Raw genomic sequence first — 18,149 nt, 5'->3', positions numbered from 1 at the left:
CTTCAATAACAAAATTATTGTAATCCATAATAAATCCATTTGGATTACTGAATTTGAAACGTAGTTTCCGAATCTCTGCATCATTTCTTTCGTACGATTTCAAGATGTACAAATTGCCTTTATAGATATGAAAACAGGAATTATAACCTGTATCGCTATTAAAATCTCTTTTGCGATCGTACTCCATTGCATTACTGCTTTGGTCAAGTAATTCCTTTAAAATATTCAGGTTTTTTGTTTTTTGCTGCTCAGCATGCAGCATCAAAACATTGAAATCGGGAAAGGATAGGAGCGTAGTATCATTTACCACATGACAGCCTGTTTTTTCTTCCGACGGATACCCTTCTTTTTTTAAGAGGTCAATTAATTTGTCCGTCACTCTTTCTGTGGTTTCGTATAAGACTTTTGGATTTTTTCGGTTTTCCAATCCGTAAACAGCCTGATCTTCCTGAAGCAAATCGTCTAATTCTTTTAGGAGTCTGAGATTCCAATGGCCTTGTGCCCCTTTGCAAATAGAATCGTATTTCGTGCTAAAATTTTTCCATTCCGGGTTTTTCCGCATAGAAGTAAAAATCTTAGCATTAAAATAGGGCAGTTCCACCCCTTTTAAAGCCAGTTTTTCGCTCCACCCAAAAGCAGTTTTTAAATCTCTCGATAAAATAGCACAACGAATAGCATTATGAATATCTCTTGCGAATAATACAGGATACTTTTGACTCAGCGTATTATATTCTTCTTTTGCCCTGGCATATTGTCTGGCAAAAATATAATTCTCGGCCTTTTCTGTATAGGTGTAATACGTAATCTCTCCTTTCTGTGCCTTTTCTTTTTCAATATCGGCTACAAGCTTGTTATCGATCATGAGCGTTTTCATCTCCGGAAGTTCTTTTTTTGCTTTCCTTTTGCCTTTGTTCTTTTCAGGGGCATATACCATCGACCCCAAATCAAAGATTTCAGCAAAGTATGCTCTTGATCCGAAGGCAAGCAGTGTGTTTTTTGCCACTTTACCACTTATTTTAAATGGATTTCGACCCTTAATGGAGGTTTTGGAATAGGAATATTTTTTAAAATAAAAAGCAGGAAAGGTATCCAGAACAGCATAATCATCTATTTCTTTGTTATTCCATTTTACTTCAATTTTTTTGCGATTAAATAGTATATCCACGTAGCGGACATAGAGTGTATCCGTTTTCGCCCCGATAAATATATTGAAGTGACTTGGTTTTTCTTTGTTGTAAATCAGGTTATAGCAATTACTACTCAGAAAACCTTCTATATGTATCAGACTGTCTTTTGGCGTATACACACACTTGCTTATTTCTACTTTTAAAAATCCGATACCATTGTTTTCCGAAAAACGAAAGTTCTTATGTGTTTTGCTTTTAAAAGTGATCCCGTAATTAATAATTCCTTTGTAATTACGATCATCCACAAAATACGCTAAGGTATCTTTCATTTTTGAAAAATTGAGATACAACTCCTTGTTCCAACGCAAATTATAGACCTCGTCAAATATTTTATTGTCTTCGAAATTATTCTGATGGTAGGTTTTATACTTTAACTGACGTTGTGCCAGGGCTGTAGTGGTACATAAAGTAGTGATTAATACAATCAGGGATGTTGTGAATACTTGGCTCAAAATAATGATGTATTAAATTAAAAATAACACGTAAAATACTTTTGATAAAAAAAGTACGAATTGTTACTAAACAATTCGTACTTCCAATTACTCTCTTCCTGACTGTAGACACAAATCCTTTACGTTGCTTCTGTTGTGAAATGTAAGCGTTCCGTTTCGATACACATCATAACCATAATCGAAATTCATAATCTTACCTTCAGGCCCATGTTCTCCACAAATATTATCCGGGCCGGTTTTGGTACCACCTCCGCTCAGGGCAAACAATTGTTCTTTTTTTAAAGTACAGTCTTTAAACTTTTCTAAATCTAATCTTTCCAGTTTCATAATCAAGTAGTTTTAATTTATAATCAGTTTTTGTAAAACCATCGACATTGTTTTTTCTATCCTTTTATTTAAGCCTAAAATAATGTGTGAATAATTTTACATTACAAACATAGTAATAAATCTTAAAAGTAGGAATAGTACTTTATAAAATAGATGACTATAATTAAAAATTGTAAGAAAAATAATATATTAATGAAAAATACTTTTATATTTGTCTCCTTAATAAAAATTATTTAATAATAGAAAACTATGGCAGAAAGTAAAAACAACATCATCACTCACGGATTGAGTGGGAAAGTGGGCGACATCATTGTATTTAGCCAGAGAGGCAGTAAAACAATCGTTTCAAAAGCACCAAAAGAGCGCATAGGAGAACCGACGGAAAAACAAAAGAAGCACATTGCGAAATTTCAGGAAGCGACTATCTATGCCAAAGCAGCCTTACAGGAAGCGACTACGAAGGCGATCTATGAAAAAGCGGCGAAACCTGAAAAAAACATTAGTGCGTATAATGTAGCGGTAGCCGATATGCTGGGTGCCCCGAAAATAGAAGAAATTGATCTTTCCCAGTACAAAGGTAAAAAAGGAGATACGATTAGTGTCAAAGTAACCGACGACTTTAAAGTGGTGGCTGTAAAAGTAATTATAGAAAATGCCGACGGGACACTGGTAGAAGAAGGCAACGCCAAAATAAGCGCTAATGGCCTCGATTGGATCTATACGGCTACTAAAGAAAATGACGATTTAACCGGTGATAAAATCACCATTCAGGCTACAGATTTACCTGACAATTTGACCGAAAAGGAGCAAAAGCTCTAAAAATCCCAAACGGAGTTTCCGTATAGGAGTGACGGAGCGGTGACGGACAAACGACGTAAAAAAACGCAATGTCAAACTGGCAGAATTACCGTTAAAAATCGGAATCTGCCGTTCTCCTTCGCGATTACTTTTAGGATGCTTTTTTCTTTTGATGAAGGTTAAAGTGGGGATTTAAAAAGGGTTAAAAAAGAAAAACCTGGTACCGGAGTAATATCTGGTATCAGGTTTTTTTGTTTTAATCGATACTGTTTGCTGATGATTGTTGCGGGAGCGAAGTGAGATGTTCGCAGAGCGTATGCGATCAATTAAGTATTGGTAAGGAACTCTTTGCGGAGCGGGGGGGTGATTTGCGGATGTTCAGATAGCTTTGCAAAGCTTTTTTGCAGGGATAGCCCTAAACATAAGGTTTAGGAGAAATTGATCTACTTTTTAAAAATTATTGTAAAGAAATACTTAGATTATTTGTCAAAACCGTCAAATAGTATACTTTTGGTTTTCGAAAGAAAATACTGTAATAAATGATGTTTCTATTAAAACAGTAAAGTCTTAATTAGAAAAACAAAACAATAACTACCAAAAGCTTAATTAATTAACCGTTAAAAAATGAATAGAAAATTAAAACAAATTGCAAAAGTAGTTTTATGCAGTTTCATTCTCATTGCCTCAGGTTGTGCCAGTGACAACGAGTTTACCCAGCAGGAGGCCAAAATGAATGAAGCAAAGAACTGGTTTGATAAGTATGACGCCAACGGAGCGAATTATGCTTTATTTCAGAACATGCAATATGAATGGAACCAGGCAAGCGTTACAAGATCAGAGGACGGGACAGAGACAATTATTGTACCTGTAACGGAACTTAAAAAAGATCAGCGGGAATTTTGGGAACAGAAATTGTATATCTATAAATCAGATGAAGGCAGATATTCAGCCCTATTGTTCGAAGCCTATTCTAATAAGGATATTAAACCGGAGAGTCAGTCTGTAGAGGGTGGAGATTTTACGGGTTACATGACCGTTTGGGATTTAAAAAAAGGTGCTCTAAGGGCTGCGAAGTTTTTAAACAATCAGGTAGTGGAAGAGGGTGTCGCCGCATTTTCGATTGATAGGAACAAAACAAACAAAGCCCCGGAAACTGGTGATTGTATTTACGCTGATTTTGGTGAGGGATGCCATAATGATGGTGGAGACGGTACTGGTAATGCAATTCCGTTAAGACCAGTGATTGTAACGGGTCCTAGTACAGGAACGCCAGTGATTTATACCCCACGTGGCCCTGTAATTGGAGGGACAACCCCGGGTGGTTATACTTCACCGGGTGGCGGTGGCGGTGGTAGTACACCTTCGGCGCCTGTCAAGCCTGCTGTAAATCCATGTGATAAAATGAAAGCCCTTACAGATGTTACAAAGTCGGGTAATATGAAACCAAGTATAGATTGGTTAAAAGGAAAGGTAATGGCTCCTAAGAATGTAGTTGAGCATGGAGTAGAAGTAAAAAAAGTGATGAATCCTGATGAGACTTTCAGATATGAATACACTCAGTTAACATCACTAAATGAATTTTCAGTTCCATTACCAACAGGACTTACTTTTATTGGTGGCGCACATTCACATCCGGCAAGAGGAGTAGCGATGTTTTCGTTTGCAGATGTAAGATTTTTAAGAAATGCTTACGATGGAGCAAGTCCAATCAGGAAAGAGGATGTTTTTGCAATGGTAATTGTCAAAGATAATGCAGGACGTATAAATACTTACGCTATAAGAGTGGATGATATTAACGCATTAGATACTAAAGTAAATGAAGTCTGGAATGATCCAAAGTATAATAGAAATAATCCAACCGATGATAAAAAATTTAAATCAATTCACGATGATGAAGCAGTTGTTTACGATGCAAGCAACGGAGCATTGGAGGAGACTTTCTTAGCACAATATGCCTCTTTCGGGATAACGCTTTACAAAGCAGATGACACCCTTACCAAATGGGATAAATTAGTGATTGATAAAACAACAAAAAAAGCAATAGCTGTACCATGTACTTAAACAACAAATAACGATGAAAAACTATATTACTTTTGCATTATTTTTTATTCTTTTAAACAGCTGTATGGCGCAAAGTCCGGTGCTTGATATTAAGGATATATCAGTATCTAATACGATTAAAGGTGCTTATTACAAAGACACAAAAAACGTGTTAAATGGCTATGATGGAACCTATTTATACAACAATGCTACTATTTCATTTAAATTAAAACTACAAAAAAACATTATGACTTCCAGAAATGGTGTCTTTTATGAAGATTTGATTGCGGGTGAATATCAATGGATTGAAAATGGCGTTGAAAAGGTGAATACATTAAACCAATTAACTCTAACAAGTAATGATAACACTATAATTGGAAAAAGAATTCTAATCGGAACAGTATCAGGTTGTGATGATTGCAGACCTGATGAAAAACGATTAAGGCTTGGTTTTTCTGATCCTCTTTCTCCCAATTATGGAGAAATCGAAATTAGAAAAACAACTGTGAATGGTAAAGACGCAATTATAGCATACATTTGGTATACGGGCCCTATTGCTGTTAAGGAGGGCGATCCAATGCCAAAACCAGGCACTATTAAAAGTGGTGACTATATTATGATAAAACAGTAATTTACTCTCCATGAAAAAATATACTAATTGCGCAGTGTTTTTTATTCTTTTAAACAGCTGTATGGCTCAAAATCCAATACTCGATATAAAGACACCAATGAAAGATTTTACTGGTGTTAAAGGAGCTTATTATAAAGATACCAAAAACGTATTAAATGGTTATGATGGCACGTATTTATATACTAATGGCAATAATTCATTTAAAATTAAATTGCAAAAAAACATTATGACATCCATGAATGGTTTCTACTATGAAGATTTGATTTGCGGAGAATACCAATGGATAGAAAATGGAGTTGAAAAGGTGAATACGCTAAACCAATTAACCGCAACAAGTAACAGTAACAATATAAGTGGAAAAAGAGTTTTAACCGGAACTGTATTAGGATGCGATGACTGCACACCAACTGAAAAACGTCTCAGATTGGGTATCATATCTTCTCCCCATGTCGGAGAAATTGATATTCGAAAAACAACCGTGAATGGTAAAGACGCAATTAAAGTAGAAATTTGGTATACAGGTCCTATTGCAGTTAAAGAAGGTGATCCAATGCCAAAGGATGGAATTATTAGGGCTGGTACATATGTTATGATAAAACAGTAATATTATAAAAGACACTGTCCTAAAAAGTGTGTAAGTTTAAAAATAACGGGGTTTGACTTTTTAATTAAAGTTGAACCCTTTTTTTAAATATAGTTAAGAACTGATTGAGTATTAATCCCCAATTATGGATTGGCATTGTCCATTTTTTTGTAGCTTCTCCTAAAGCTAAATATACAGATTTTAAAACTGCTTCCCCTGCAGGCGAGTGTCACGCTCGTGAATATGGAATTCTTTTTAAAAGATGTCTTGTCCTGAAAAAAGTTTACATATTTAGACCTAATCCTAAAATAGATTTGCATTCAAATTTATAAAATATTCACAAGCGGGACGCTTGCCAGCGAGGGGAATTGGTGATTACACGAAAACACTTCAATAAAACCCGTATAAGTACTTGCTTGTAAAATATTGATTGCAAGTATATTTACCGTGTGTTAAGATTTGTAATATTCAAGTCTTTTAAAACTTAAAAATTAATTTAATTATTTTTTTATGAAACTTACACTGTTTAAACTATCCGACACCAATACCGCTCCATTCGTCTTAATTTCGCTGCTGTATTCAATATTGCTTTTAAGTCCTTTCATATATTTTGCAATCTTAAAAAGTAGCCCACATACTTCTTATTATGTTAGTTACGATGAGGAAAAAGGGGAGATAGCCGTACCAAGTGATGCTAATGATAGCACAGAAATTCAAATGGGAGTTGCTCCTGCAAATAATTTTGACGATGAAGATCTTCATGCGTCAGATAAAGATGTGGGTGAAAGTGAAGGAAGTAATACAGTAACAATGCTTAACGCTTTAACTGACGATTGGAAGTCGAATTCTGAATCAAGGCAATTCAGAATGCTAACCAGAGTCGCGACTTTCAGCCTAATTTGTGGATTTGGAGCATTGGGGGCGGCTATAAGTTTAATTACCCGAACAAGAAATAAAGAATTAATTCATGAGAATTTTTTTCTATCTGAAATATTAGCAGTTCAAACAATTGGGGCAATCTTTGCAATGATCTTAGGTTTTGCTTTTTTGGGGAATATGATTAGCGGTACTTTGTTTCCAAACCCTAGAGTTTTTTACAGAATTTTATATATCCCTCCTGCTTTTGGAAAATTAGTTGTTTGGTCTTTTATAGCAGGTTTTAGCGAGAGACTGGTTCCAAACATTCTAAACAATCTGACTAAAAAAAGTGATATTACAAGAGGAGACTCAACTGACACTCCAAATTAGCACATTACACAAAATCACTTTACGTTATATAGCAAAAAAATGCAAGCCTTAATAGAACCCTCGCGACAGCAGGGGAGAGCGAAAACTGTAAAGATGAACAAATGTAATTTAAGAAAATACTAATCGACAGACAAAGTAGAAAGAAAAATATGGTGACAAGAAATCTTATACTCATTACATTGCTGATTTTATTTGTTTTGCCTTCAAAAGGTCAAACACCGCAAAGTATTATAAGTAATACAAAACAGCTAGAAAAGCAAATTGAAAGTCCGATTTATCGATTGTTTCCCACTGAAAACTATTGGACTTTTATTAAATTGGACACCCGAAATGGAAAAATGTGGCAAGTACATTTTACTATATCGGCGGAAGGTTACGAAGGCGAACTAGTATTAAATTCAGATTCACTTGTAATGATGACAGAAGAGGTAAATGGGAGGTTTACACTTTACCCTACAAAAAACACATATAATTTCTTATTACTTGATCAAATGAACGGGAAAACATATCAAGTACAATGGAATAGTGACAAAGAAAAAAGATTTGTCAGCCGTATTTAAAACAATTTCATTGATATAATTAAATGGCTATCGCACAACTTCCATTTAATTAGCATATTAAAAATGTTATGAAGTTGAATAAATAATTCACGCTCGTGAGCATAATTAGAAAAAAAACAATATTCACGAGCGTTATGCTCGCGCCAGCCGAAGGAATTCAATTGAGATTACTCTAAAATAAATGATTTCTTGATAATTAAAAAAAACAATAAACTGTAGTAAAAATATTCCTTATATTCGTTTGAATAAAAATCGAGTTTCTGCACACAGCCAACTAAAAAAGTTAAAGACCAACCTTTAGGTTAGAAATTTTATAAACTTATTTATTTAGATTTTGCAGTTCATTACTAACTAAATAATTAATTAATTGAATGGAATCTATTACTATATTTCTTAACGATAGTATACATGCACAATCCTATGGTGTATCTAGTATAACGGCAAATGAAAATGGTGAAACTCGAACTAAAAGTACTCTTGTTCATAATACTGAATTCGGAAAGGTAAAAAATCTAATAGAAGGTTTTATACCCCTTACAGAAGTAGATGAAAATAAAGTGAACCTACATAATACAATCACTATACTAGGGACAAGAGGAAGCGGAAAGACGAGTTTTCTTTTAACCATAAAAAAAGAGCTTTCAAAAAATGAAATAGGTGAAAAAATTCAAATTCTTGATATTATTGATCCAACGCTAATTGAAGAGAAAGGGCATGTTTTTCTCAATGTAATAGCTATAATAAAGGATTTGATAGATCAAAAACTAAATAATCAGGAATGTGATCCAGTTAACAAGCATAAGTACAGCCGTAAGGCTTGGCGTGGATCATTGAATAAGCTTGCCGCTGGGCTCCCATCTATTGATGGTATTGGCAGTAACAGTCTGGATAACTGGCAGGATGCTGAATTTGTAATGGATAATGGATTAAAAGCTGTTCATGCATCGAAAGAATTGGCTGATAATTTTAATGAATTTCTTCGTCTATCACTTGACATATTAGGTAAAAAGGCATTTTTAGTAATGTTTGATGATATAGATGTAGATGCAACAAAAGGTTGGGCTGTACTTGAAACCATTAGAAAATATTTTACCGGTGCACGTTTAATTACAATTGTAAGTGGCGACAGCCAGTTATATTCGACGGTAGTAAGACAAAAAAAGTGGCAAAATTTTGGTAAAGAAATTCTGGAATATGAAGGTAAACAACTAAAAAAATTATCTGTTTTTAATCAAATGATTACGGAATTAGAATCACAATACTTGCAAAAAGTTTTGCAACCCAGAAACAGAATACATTTATCAACTATAGGTACCAGTAAGCGGTATAATGTTGAAAAGAAGTTCTATGTATATCAGAAATCAGGAATTAATATAGTAGAAAATGAATCTGAAAATGAAATAAGTAAAATTTACGAAAGAATATTAAACTATTTTGGCATTAATAATAGGTACCAGGCAAAATCTTATAGTGATTATTTGTTAGAATTACCTTTAAGGACGCAGGTGCAATTTCTAAATCTTTTTAAGCTTAACACAGGAGATTATATAGATGAGAATATAGGCATAGCTCCTTTTACAGATATTTTTCTAAGTGATCTTTACGCTAAAGAAATTGATATAAATACCGCTATAAGATCACCAAAAAATATAAATAGGCTTATACTTAATTTTTTACTAAAGGAAAAAAAACTGGAAGAATTATATCAGCTACAACCTATTACTACAGAAGATACGCTTAATGCAAGTTTGCTTAGTCTTAATTTTTTATTATCCTATAATATCCAAAATGATCCATACCTTATTTTTGATTATTTTATAAAAATAGGATATACTCGTAATCTTTTACCTCTCTTATCCTATAAATCTTCAACAGAGGGCGTAATAAATCCTTCTATCGAAGATTTGTGCAATAATACGGTAATCTTAAATGATAATGTGTTAAAAGATGTGGCTGGTAAAATAATCGCTTACATGCGTGGCACAATTGATGGTGATTCAAATAGTGAAAAACTTTCTTTTGCAGGGACAGTTCCCTTATTTGGTCTTGCATCAAACACAAAAAAAGACACTAAATCAACTTCAGATAGGATTGACAGTGTACTAAAAGCAGGAAATGCAGATTATGTTGAACAGATGCTGGTATATATGCCACTAAGTTCTAATCAGTATGTTTATAAACAGGCTTCATTACTAACTTATTCACCATATTTACTATTAGGTGCGATCGGAGAATTGATTAGAAAGCGTAAATCAGGGGATTTAAAAAATGGTTTTACAGAATTATCTCAATTTAGGGGATATATGATGCCTGACTTTAAACGTGGTGAAAATAAAGAAGACGTAGGGAATATTATAGAAGATCCTCAAGATTTAGATAACACGCAGTCATTAAATGGGTTTGATATTGAATCAGCTTTTAACAATTGGGCAGGAAAATACCCAGAAAAAGGCATTAAAATATCAGTTCATTTACTAGGAAAGATAGCAACAAGGTTTTTCTATGCGATAACTAATCTCGAAAGTAAAGTAGGAAATAAAAATTTAGGAGAAGTTTTCAATGCTTACATACTCGCTTTTATGAATGCTGTTTTAGTTGAAGATTGTCGAGAAAATGCGAATGAAATAGCTTCAGAGCTTAATTTAAATAATACAAATTATAAAGAAAACATATTTATCAATAACATAAGTAAGTTGATTGATAAAAAAAGTAAGAAGACAAAAAGTAAAAAGCTTCTTTTATCTCAATGGATGCTTGCGTGTCCTTTATTATTAGCTTATTTAAAAAAGGATAAAATAAAGGATAGTATCAGTATTTTTTGTGATGATTACTTAAAAAATGATAAAGGTATTATACAAAAAGAGATACTTAATATTGATATTAGAAAATTCCTAGATAAAATTCCAATTAAAGGAACTTTAGAAGAAAGATCTTTAACTTGGAATGATCTTACACTCAAAAATGAAATGAAACCTCTTTCTATAGATAATCAAGTTAATTATAAGGAGATAAAAGAACGATTAGAATCTTTCGATGTTAACATTCTTGATTCAAATGACTTGAAGTTGTTAAAAGAGGAATTAGGTAAATTTGGATTAACAAGAATATCTATTGCGAGTGTAGCAAAATTCAAGAATTATTTAGAAATAGTCAAATAAAAAGACAAATGTTTAAATTTTTATTGTCTGACAATGAGTCCCTAGGAAAGTATTTGCACGGAAAATTTGCTTCTTTTGATGATGTAAAAAGGCGCATGTTGCTTAAATCTCGTGGACAAAATTCAGCTCTACCTGATCATCTCTATCGTCTTGAACAAGAGGAGACATTCAAAGATATTGAATCCCTTTCCGATATTTTTATCAAAGGACTTGGAAAAATGGCTGATACTTATCTCGAGCTTGAAGCCAAAAGGGTTTTTGTAAAATCTGAACAGCAAAACAACTGGCAGGAAACTATAACGTATATTCCGCCTCTATTGTTGCAATGTGCACTTTTATATAAAAAAACATATAGCGATTGTAAAAACAATATAAGTGAGCGACATAAATATTTTAAAGATTATCTGTTGCCCAATACCCGCTATACTTCAATTCCTCATGCAAGAATTCCACAGCTTGAATATTATGTGAAACAACAAAACGGTTTACACGATCTTCATATGCACCTTAATGGTGCTCTTGAGACTGACCAAGTATGGCAGGATTTTCTATTTAATCCGTACGGAATTTATGAAGATCTGAAAAAAGGATTTAGAAATTCCAAAGTACAAGAACAAATGGAGCAGGAATCTCATTTGTTAGAGCCTCTGACTTATGTAACTCTTCTAAAAGCTGCACAAAAATTAAGGAATTATTTTTTCTATTATTTGTATCCTTATAAAGATAATGAATATGACAAGTATGATAGGAATACGCTTTTAGATGAGTTTTTGAGTAATGATTCCGACCTCTCTGGAAGTTATCGTCATCCGTTTTTGTCATTAATTACATATGAGGATAATCATTCCTGCCTTATGTCGGTGGAAGGTCTTATGTATATTTTAATGTTTCATGAAATAAGTAATACTAAAAATGAACTTCTTGCTGTTTTTTTCCATTTTTACCTTCTTATTTTAGGTCTTACGAATCGTTTATTAGTACAACAAACACATCAAAATGGCTTTGAGCAATTTCAAAAGCATACATTAAATGAATTAAGGGAAAAAAGTGAGAAAACATATCTTCGTCGTTATCATCAAATGCAGGGTAATGACTTAAAGCACATTCGTTTTCTAGAAGGCAGGTTTTCACCTAAAGCTACCCAAAATGAAATGATAGTATTTTTAGATGCTATTAATAATGGTTGGAATAAAATGAAAGAAGATATTAGCTTACAGCATGAAAGCGAAATAGGGGTTTTTCCTGTAATGCCTGAATTAAGGCTGATTGCTCATTTTATAAAAAAAACAGATAATAAACCTGATCATTTTGTACGACATAAGGCACTTCGTTATGAAGTAGCACAAAGAGGTAATGTATTGGCTTTACTGTTGAAAAATTACTCAAAGTATCAAAAAAAGATAGTTGCTGTTGATGCTGCTGCGAGTGAATTTGATGCTCCACCTGAAGTATTTGCTCCAGTATTTCGTAAAATGCGTCGAGCAGGTGTAAAGCATTTTACATATCACGCCGGCGAAGACTTTTACCACATATTAAGTGGTATGAGGGCTATTTATGAGGCTATTGTTTTCTGTGATTTGCAAAAAGGAGACCGTATAGGACATGCTACTGCTTCTGGTTTGTCTCCATGGCAGTGGCAAAACGCTATTGGAAAGGAGCTTTTGGTAAAACAGGGAGATTATCTCGATGACTTAATTTTTAGTTATCATCTTATTGTTAAAAGAAGAATAGAATCATTACATATCTTACTTCCGTTTATTATAAATGAGGTAAATAATATGTGTTTTAATATCTACAATGACCATTATCCAATAACCCTCTTGGAGCAAGCTTGGCTAATGAGGCAATGCTGTCCAATTCATGCATTAGACAAGAGCAGGGAAAATGTAATGCTTAAGCATGTTTACGATGAGGAGGAATGGTTTTTCATGGTTAATAAAGGTTTTGCAGATACCAGAACAAGCAACAAGGTTTTCGAAGTCTTTGAGGCGTATCATAATTTAGATAACCGTAAGAAATTTGATAAAATAATAAAAATAGATCCATTTGATATTATCAAGGCAGAACATGTTGAATTATTGCAACTTGAGCTGCTTAATGAAATGACTAAAAAAGAAATTGTAATAGAGACACTTCCTACAAGCAATGTACGTATAGGTTTTCATCAAAATTTTAGTACTTACCATTTATTTAATTGGGCAAAATGGCATGATGAAGGAAAAAGCATCCCCCCAATTGTTGTGGGTTCCGATGATACTGGTATTTTTGCAACCAATATTTATAATGAATATGCAAATATCTATTGTGCTCTTCTTAATACGCACCATATGCCACATTCAAAGGTTATGAGTATTATTAAGAGGTTAGATGAAGATAGCCGCATTTATAGATTTGAATAACAATCTTATTGCCATACAAAAAGTTGAATTGCCAGAGTAAAAAAACTTAAAGGTTAAAAGAATTTACAATTAGATTTGAAACTATTTTATCTACATTTACTGGATTACCAAAAAAAGTAAAATGCTTAATTATGAATAAGAGTTTTTCCGAAATTATCTATTAATTAATTTCTCAAGCCTTACCATCATTTCGTCCTTTTCCTTCAACAAACGCTCGTACAACGCAATTTTTTCATCATACAATTGAACAATTTTATCAATTGGATTAAATGTACAAGTATCATTCTTTTGATAACCAATTGAACCGTTGTCAAAAGAATGAGCAATAATATTTACCGCTTGTTCCTCATCAAAATTCTGAAACGCTTCCACCGGAATTTTTAAGGCCAGTGAAATTTGATCCAGTATATCGTTTTCAATAACCTCTTTTTGCTCCAGCATCGAGATTTTCTTCTGATTCCAGTCGTTTCCGAGATCAAAAGCCAAGCCCTCTTGTTTGATGCCCAACATTTCCCTGAAGCGTTTTACGTTTCTTCCCTGATGTATTTTCTGTTCCATAATGCGTATCCATTTTTCTAGAGGCTCAAAGATAACCCCATTTCGATTAAAATCCTGAATTTCAAAGATAAAAAATTATCCCATAAAACAGCTTTTTTGTCAGAATATTATAGCGGTATTCTGAATAGATTATCCTTTGGAAAGAACGGAACTTCGTTGGTGAATTTTAAATCTCTTTACCATGAAAAAAAATAAAACAGCGTTCGATACCCGCTTTTGGGCTGGGTTTGTGGCAGAAGACCCCTTTAAGGTTCTGGATGCCTTTTTTGATTTTGCCGATCTGGATGATTACAAACAGCAGTTAAATGAAGCCTTACGTTACACCGGTACCAGCAAAGTTTACGAACAGGACAATCCTGCGAGTGTTTTTGTTTTTTATACGGTGCTGAGCTCTTTTCTCAAAGCTTGTTACTGCCTGGGAGAGAAAAGCAAAAAATGGAAAGTGAAAGCATCTTCACTTTCTGAAATCGTAGCTCAGCTTTCTTCCCTGACGAAGGAAGAATACGAGAATCCTTTTAGGGTATTTCAAAAAGCATTTGATGAAAAAACGGCTGAAGCATTTGAATTTTTTCTAAGGGAAATCGTCCGCCTGTCCTTGTCTCCGCAAGCCGAAGATGCTGACGCTGACCTGACGACATGTTATATTCAGGTCATTAAAATGCTCGATGCCGCGGAACTCATTAGAGAAAGGGGCGTGGAAAAAATCAGGAAAAGGGATCAGATGGCTGCTCTAACGGCCTAAAATATTAGGGATTCCCACTTTAAAAATACAACAGCATAAAAACGATATAAAAATAGCCGATTTTCACTACGAAAATCGGCTATTATTTTTTAGTGCCCTTTGACCGGCCCTAAAGTATGATTTAGTTTCGAATTACTTTTTTGGTTACTGTTCCCGAGTCAAACGAAATTTGAAACATATAGACTCCAATCGGTAAATGAGAGATATCCAATCGGGTAGATTGCCCTTCTAACTGTTTTGCAAAAAGAAAGTGCCCCAGAGCATCAAAAACACGCAATTGTGCAGTGTCCAGTTCGCTTTTTTCAATGGTGATATTCCCGGTGGTGGCGTTTGGATACAGTTTGATACTATCTTTCTTATCGAAATCACCTGTTCCTAGGTCATTTGCCAAAGTGGTCACAGAAAACACCTGACTGGTTTTTGAAACGTTTCCTGCAGTATCTTTTGCTTTAATGGTAAAGGTATACTTGGTATTAGGACTTAAACCCGTAACGGTATACGTGGTTTCAGTTACCGTTGCCAACAGTATGCCGTCTTTATAGATATCATACGATATAATTCCTGTCTCTTTCTTTTTACCTGAAACAGCACCTGTGTTTTCTGAAGCTGTCCACGACAGGGTAGTGGTGGTGGCAGTGGTTCCGGACGCAATCACGTTGGTTGGAGTGGTCAATACCGCCGGATCCTCAGCACCGACTGTAGCAATGGTAATAGCAAAGGTCCCTATTCCTGAAGTATTAGTCGCTGTTATAGTATAGACTGTTGCAGGAGTAACGGTGGTTGGGGTACCGCTAATAGTTCCTGTTGAAGCGTCAAAATACAGTCCTTGCGGTAACTTTGGTGTGATGGTATAACTTGCCTTTATCTTGGTTATTTTATTGTCGTCAGACACATAGATGTTGCCCAGAGGATCAACTCCTACTCCGGCAGGCGAAGAAAAACTGGCTCCCGGAACACCGTTTGTTCCGCCTCCTGCCAGGGTAGTGACCACTCCGGCCGGAGAGATCTTTTTAATTTTTCCATTATCTCTGTCTGCCAGATACACCGTACCCGAAGCATCAACCGCTAATTCGGAAGGGCGGGCAAAACGTGCCAAAAAACCGGTACCGTTAACGTCGCCCGAGGTTTTGTATCCTGCCAGGGTAGTTACGGCTCCTGCAGGAGTGATCTTTCTTACTTTATTGTTATCAACGTCTCCCACATAAACATTACCCGAAGCGTCGACCGCTATTCCTCTCGGATAATTAAAAGAGGCACGAAGACCGGTATAGTCGCCGTCACCAACTACTCCGCTTCCTGCTAAATAGCTTACTACCCCTTCAGGAGTGATCTTTCTAATCAGTTGGTTATTGGTATCCGCTACATAGACATTGCCTGCAGCATCTGCCGCAACTCCGCTTGGGAAAAAGAAACGTGCCGCAGCACCGGTGCCGTTTACATTATCGACTACTCCGTTTCCTGCCAGAGTGCTCACTACTCCTCCGGGCGTTATCTTTCGTATTCTATGGTTAGCACTATCTGCCACATAGACGTTGCCCGAAGCATCTACCGCTACCGCTATTGGACTTCTGAAACTTGCCGTAGCAGCACTTCCGTCTGCAAAACCGTATGTTCCGCTCCCTGCAAAAGTAGTCGTTACTCCGTCGGGCGTTATTTTACGTATTTTGTTATTGTTGTAATCCGCCACATAAATATTTCCCGAAGCATCCATAGCTGCTCCTAATGGAGAAGAAAAACTTGCCGAAGCACCACTGCCGTCAGTATTGCCGGATACTCCGGTTCCTGACAGCGTAGACGCGGCCCCCAAAGGAACCGGACCACCTGTATGAATCGGGTTCAGAGGGGTTATGACTTTGTTGATCTCGTAGCTTTGCGGCGTAGTATAAGTGAAAATAGGTACTTCTATTTTTGTTTCTATAGTACAATCAAAAGTACTTTTCCCCGAACCATTGGCTGCTGTTATGGTATAAACCGTTGCAGGAGCTGGGGCAGTGGGTGTACCGCTAATCGTTCCGGTGATCCTGTCGATGCTCAGACCGGCAGGCAGGGCGGGAGTTATGGTATAGCCTCCGGTACCTACCTTTCTGATCTTATTGATATTAGTGTCGGCCACATAAACGGTGCCGAAAGCATCAAGTGCTACTGCAAAAGGGTTGTAGAAACTGGCAGCAGCGCCGTTATCGTCGGCAGTACCTCTAAGTCCGCTGCCTGCTAATGTCGTCACCTCACCTGAAGGGCTTATTTGTCTTATCTTATAGTTATCGCCATCGGCCACATAGACTGTACCCAAAGCATCAACCGCTACACCTTTCGGATAATAAAAACGGGCCAGTTTGCCTTTAGCATCCACATCACCCGATGTACCATTTCCGGCTAAAGTGCTCACCTTTCCGTCAAGTGCTATCTTTCGTATGCTATTGTTATTTTTATCGGCTACATAAACCACCCCCAAAGCATCAACCGCTACTCCGTAAGGACTAAAAAATTGTGCCGTAGTGCTGTAAGCATCTGCATAACCGAGTGATCCGCTTCCTGCTAAGGTGCTCACCACGCCGTCGGGCGTTATTTTTCTTATTTTATGATTACCGGTATCTGCCACATAGATCGTACCGTAAGCATCCACCGCCAGTCCGTTCGGTAATTTAAAACTTGCCGAAGTGCCGGTGCCGTTGGCAGCGCCAGCTGCTCCGCTTCCTGCCAGCGTAGTGACCACTCCCTGAGACGTTATTTTTCGTATTTTATTATTAGAGGTATCCGCCACATATAAATTGCCGGCAGCATCAACTGCTACTCCGCCAGGTAGATTAAAACTTGCCGCAACACCGTTGCCGTCGGCCGCACCTGCTGTTCCGCTTCCCGCCAGTGTGCTTACGACTCCTGCAGGCGTTATTTTTCTTATGGTATGGTTATAAGTATCGGCCACATAGACATTACCTGCAGCGTCAACGGCGACCCCGTTAGGACGATCAAAACTTGCCGTAACAGCACTGCCGTCGGTATCGCCAGTTTCTCCGCTTCCCGCAAATGTAGTTGTGGCCCCGTAAGTAATTAAACCGCCAGTATTAACAGGGTTTAGCGGTGTTATGGCTATACCGACTATATACGTTTTTGGCGTGGCGTAACTGATCGCCGGTGCCTGTGCAAAGCCCGACTGAACCAATGCCACGGCTAAAAGAGAGTAAAGTTGTTTTATCATAAATCGTTTTATAATTAAAATCTGACGGCTAAGATATCTTTTTTCCATGAAGAAAAATAGTTTCTGGTGCAGCTATATGTAAGTTATTTGTTAGTTTTTGTAATTAAATTTAAGGATTAGGTATAAAGGCGTATTCGTTACACTATAAGGTTTACACTGAACAGGAGCAGGGGGCTTTTTGACTAGATTTTACTTTCCGGTTATTGTTTTTCTCTTAAACACTCTTTAAAAATCTTAAACCAATCAATAATTTATTATAGTAAATAGATT

Annotated in this window: 13 protein-coding genes and 1 pseudogene; 9 read left to right on the top strand and 5 right to left on the bottom strand. The window is 36.0% G+C overall.

Going from position 1 to position 18,149, the window contains the following annotated elements; all coding sequences use genetic code 11:
- A partial coding sequence (locus tag GJU43_RS21940; protein ID WP_154343996.1) for a hypothetical protein occupies nt 1–1,639 on the bottom strand: 1,639 nt, incomplete at its 3' end.
- An 87-nt stretch (nt 1,640–1,726) separates the two neighbouring features.
- Complete coding sequence (locus GJU43_RS21935; RefSeq protein ID WP_154343994.1) at nt 1,727–1,966, bottom strand: hypothetical protein; 240 nt, start codon at nt 1,964–1,966, stop codon at nt 1,727–1,729.
- Nucleotides 1,967–2,215: 249 nt separating this feature from the next.
- Between GJU43_RS21935 and GJU43_RS21930 the strand changes: the two genes are divergently transcribed.
- The 4 genes from GJU43_RS21930 to GJU43_RS21915 all read left to right on the top strand — a co-directional run bounded on the left by GJU43_RS21930 (nt 2,216) and on the right by GJU43_RS21915 (nt 6,039).
- Nucleotides 2,216–2,785 (top strand): hypothetical protein, encoded by a 570-nt coding sequence (locus tag GJU43_RS21930; protein WP_154343992.1) that lies wholly within the window; start codon nt 2,216–2,218, stop codon nt 2,783–2,785.
- Between the two features lie 603 nt (nt 2,786–3,388).
- Entirely contained in the window at nt 3,389–4,825 is a 1,437-nt protein-coding gene (locus tag GJU43_RS21925; RefSeq protein ID WP_154343990.1) for a hypothetical protein, read from the top strand.
- 13 nt (nt 4,826–4,838) lie between these two features.
- Nucleotides 4,839–5,435 carry a DUF6705 family protein gene (locus tag GJU43_RS21920; protein ID WP_154343988.1) on the top strand — a complete coding sequence of 199 codons (597 nt, stop codon included), beginning with the start codon at nt 4,839–4,841 and terminating at the stop codon, nt 5,433–5,435.
- A 10-nt stretch (nt 5,436–5,445) separates the two neighbouring features.
- On the top strand, nt 5,446–6,039 hold the full coding sequence (locus tag GJU43_RS21915; protein WP_154343986.1) for a DUF6705 family protein: 594 nt from the start codon (nt 5,446–5,448) through the stop codon (nt 6,037–6,039).
- Between the two features lie 64 nt (nt 6,040–6,103).
- On the opposite strand, the pseudogene GJU43_RS23140 reads toward GJU43_RS21915, so the two are convergent.
- A pseudogene (locus tag GJU43_RS23140) lies at nt 6,104–6,241 on the bottom strand (IS256 family transposase); the annotation flags it as partial.
- Nucleotides 6,242–6,528: 287 nt separating this feature from the next.
- On the opposite strand from GJU43_RS23140, the gene GJU43_RS21905 reads away from it, so the two are divergent.
- The 4 genes from GJU43_RS21905 to GJU43_RS21890 all read left to right on the top strand — a co-directional run bounded on the left by GJU43_RS21905 (nt 6,529) and on the right by GJU43_RS21890 (nt 13,383).
- Nucleotides 6,529–7,266, top strand: a complete 738-nt coding sequence (locus tag GJU43_RS21905; protein WP_154343984.1) for a hypothetical protein — start codon at nt 6,529–6,531, stop codon at nt 7,264–7,266.
- A 149-nt stretch (nt 7,267–7,415) separates the two neighbouring features.
- Nucleotides 7,416–7,826 (top strand): hypothetical protein, encoded by a 411-nt coding sequence (locus tag GJU43_RS21900; RefSeq protein WP_154343982.1) that lies wholly within the window; start codon nt 7,416–7,418, stop codon nt 7,824–7,826.
- A 371-nt stretch (nt 7,827–8,197) separates the two neighbouring features.
- The gene (locus GJU43_RS21895) at nt 8,198–10,984 is read left to right on the top strand and encodes a hypothetical protein (RefSeq protein WP_154343980.1); all 2,787 of its coding nucleotides are present in this window, start codon (nt 8,198–8,200) and stop codon (nt 10,982–10,984) included.
- A gap of 8 nt (nt 10,985–10,992) precedes the next feature.
- A complete protein-coding gene (locus GJU43_RS21890; RefSeq protein WP_154343978.1) occupies nt 10,993–13,383 on the top strand; it encodes a hypothetical protein in 2,391 nt (796 codons plus the stop codon).
- Nucleotides 13,384–13,536: 153 nt separating this feature from the next.
- Here the strand turns inward: GJU43_RS21890 and GJU43_RS21885 are convergent, their stop codons facing one another.
- Nucleotides 13,537–13,941 carry a helix-turn-helix domain-containing protein gene (locus tag GJU43_RS21885; protein WP_154343976.1) on the bottom strand — a complete coding sequence of 135 codons (405 nt, stop codon included), beginning with the start codon at nt 13,939–13,941 and terminating at the stop codon, nt 13,537–13,539.
- Nucleotides 13,942–14,122: 181 nt separating this feature from the next.
- Here GJU43_RS21885 and GJU43_RS21880 point away from each other — a divergent pair, with 181 nt between their 5' ends.
- Nucleotides 14,123–14,683 (top strand): hypothetical protein, encoded by a 561-nt coding sequence (locus tag GJU43_RS21880; RefSeq protein ID WP_154343974.1) that lies wholly within the window; start codon nt 14,123–14,125, stop codon nt 14,681–14,683.
- A gap of 121 nt (nt 14,684–14,804) precedes the next feature.
- Here GJU43_RS21880 and GJU43_RS21875 read toward each other — a convergent pair whose 3' ends face one another.
- On the bottom strand, nt 14,805–17,879 hold the full coding sequence (locus tag GJU43_RS21875; protein WP_195760084.1) for a putative Ig domain-containing protein: 3,075 nt from the start codon (nt 17,877–17,879) through the stop codon (nt 14,805–14,807).
- Between the last annotated feature and the right edge of the window lie 270 nt (nt 17,880–18,149).

It is taken from the genome of Flavobacterium sp. LC2016-23, assembly GCF_009674775.1.
GTDB lineage: Bacteria > Bacteroidota > Bacteroidia > Flavobacteriales > Flavobacteriaceae > Flavobacterium.
Note: the sequence above shows the minus strand (reverse complement) of the source record. Positions and strands in the feature narration are given on the sequence as shown.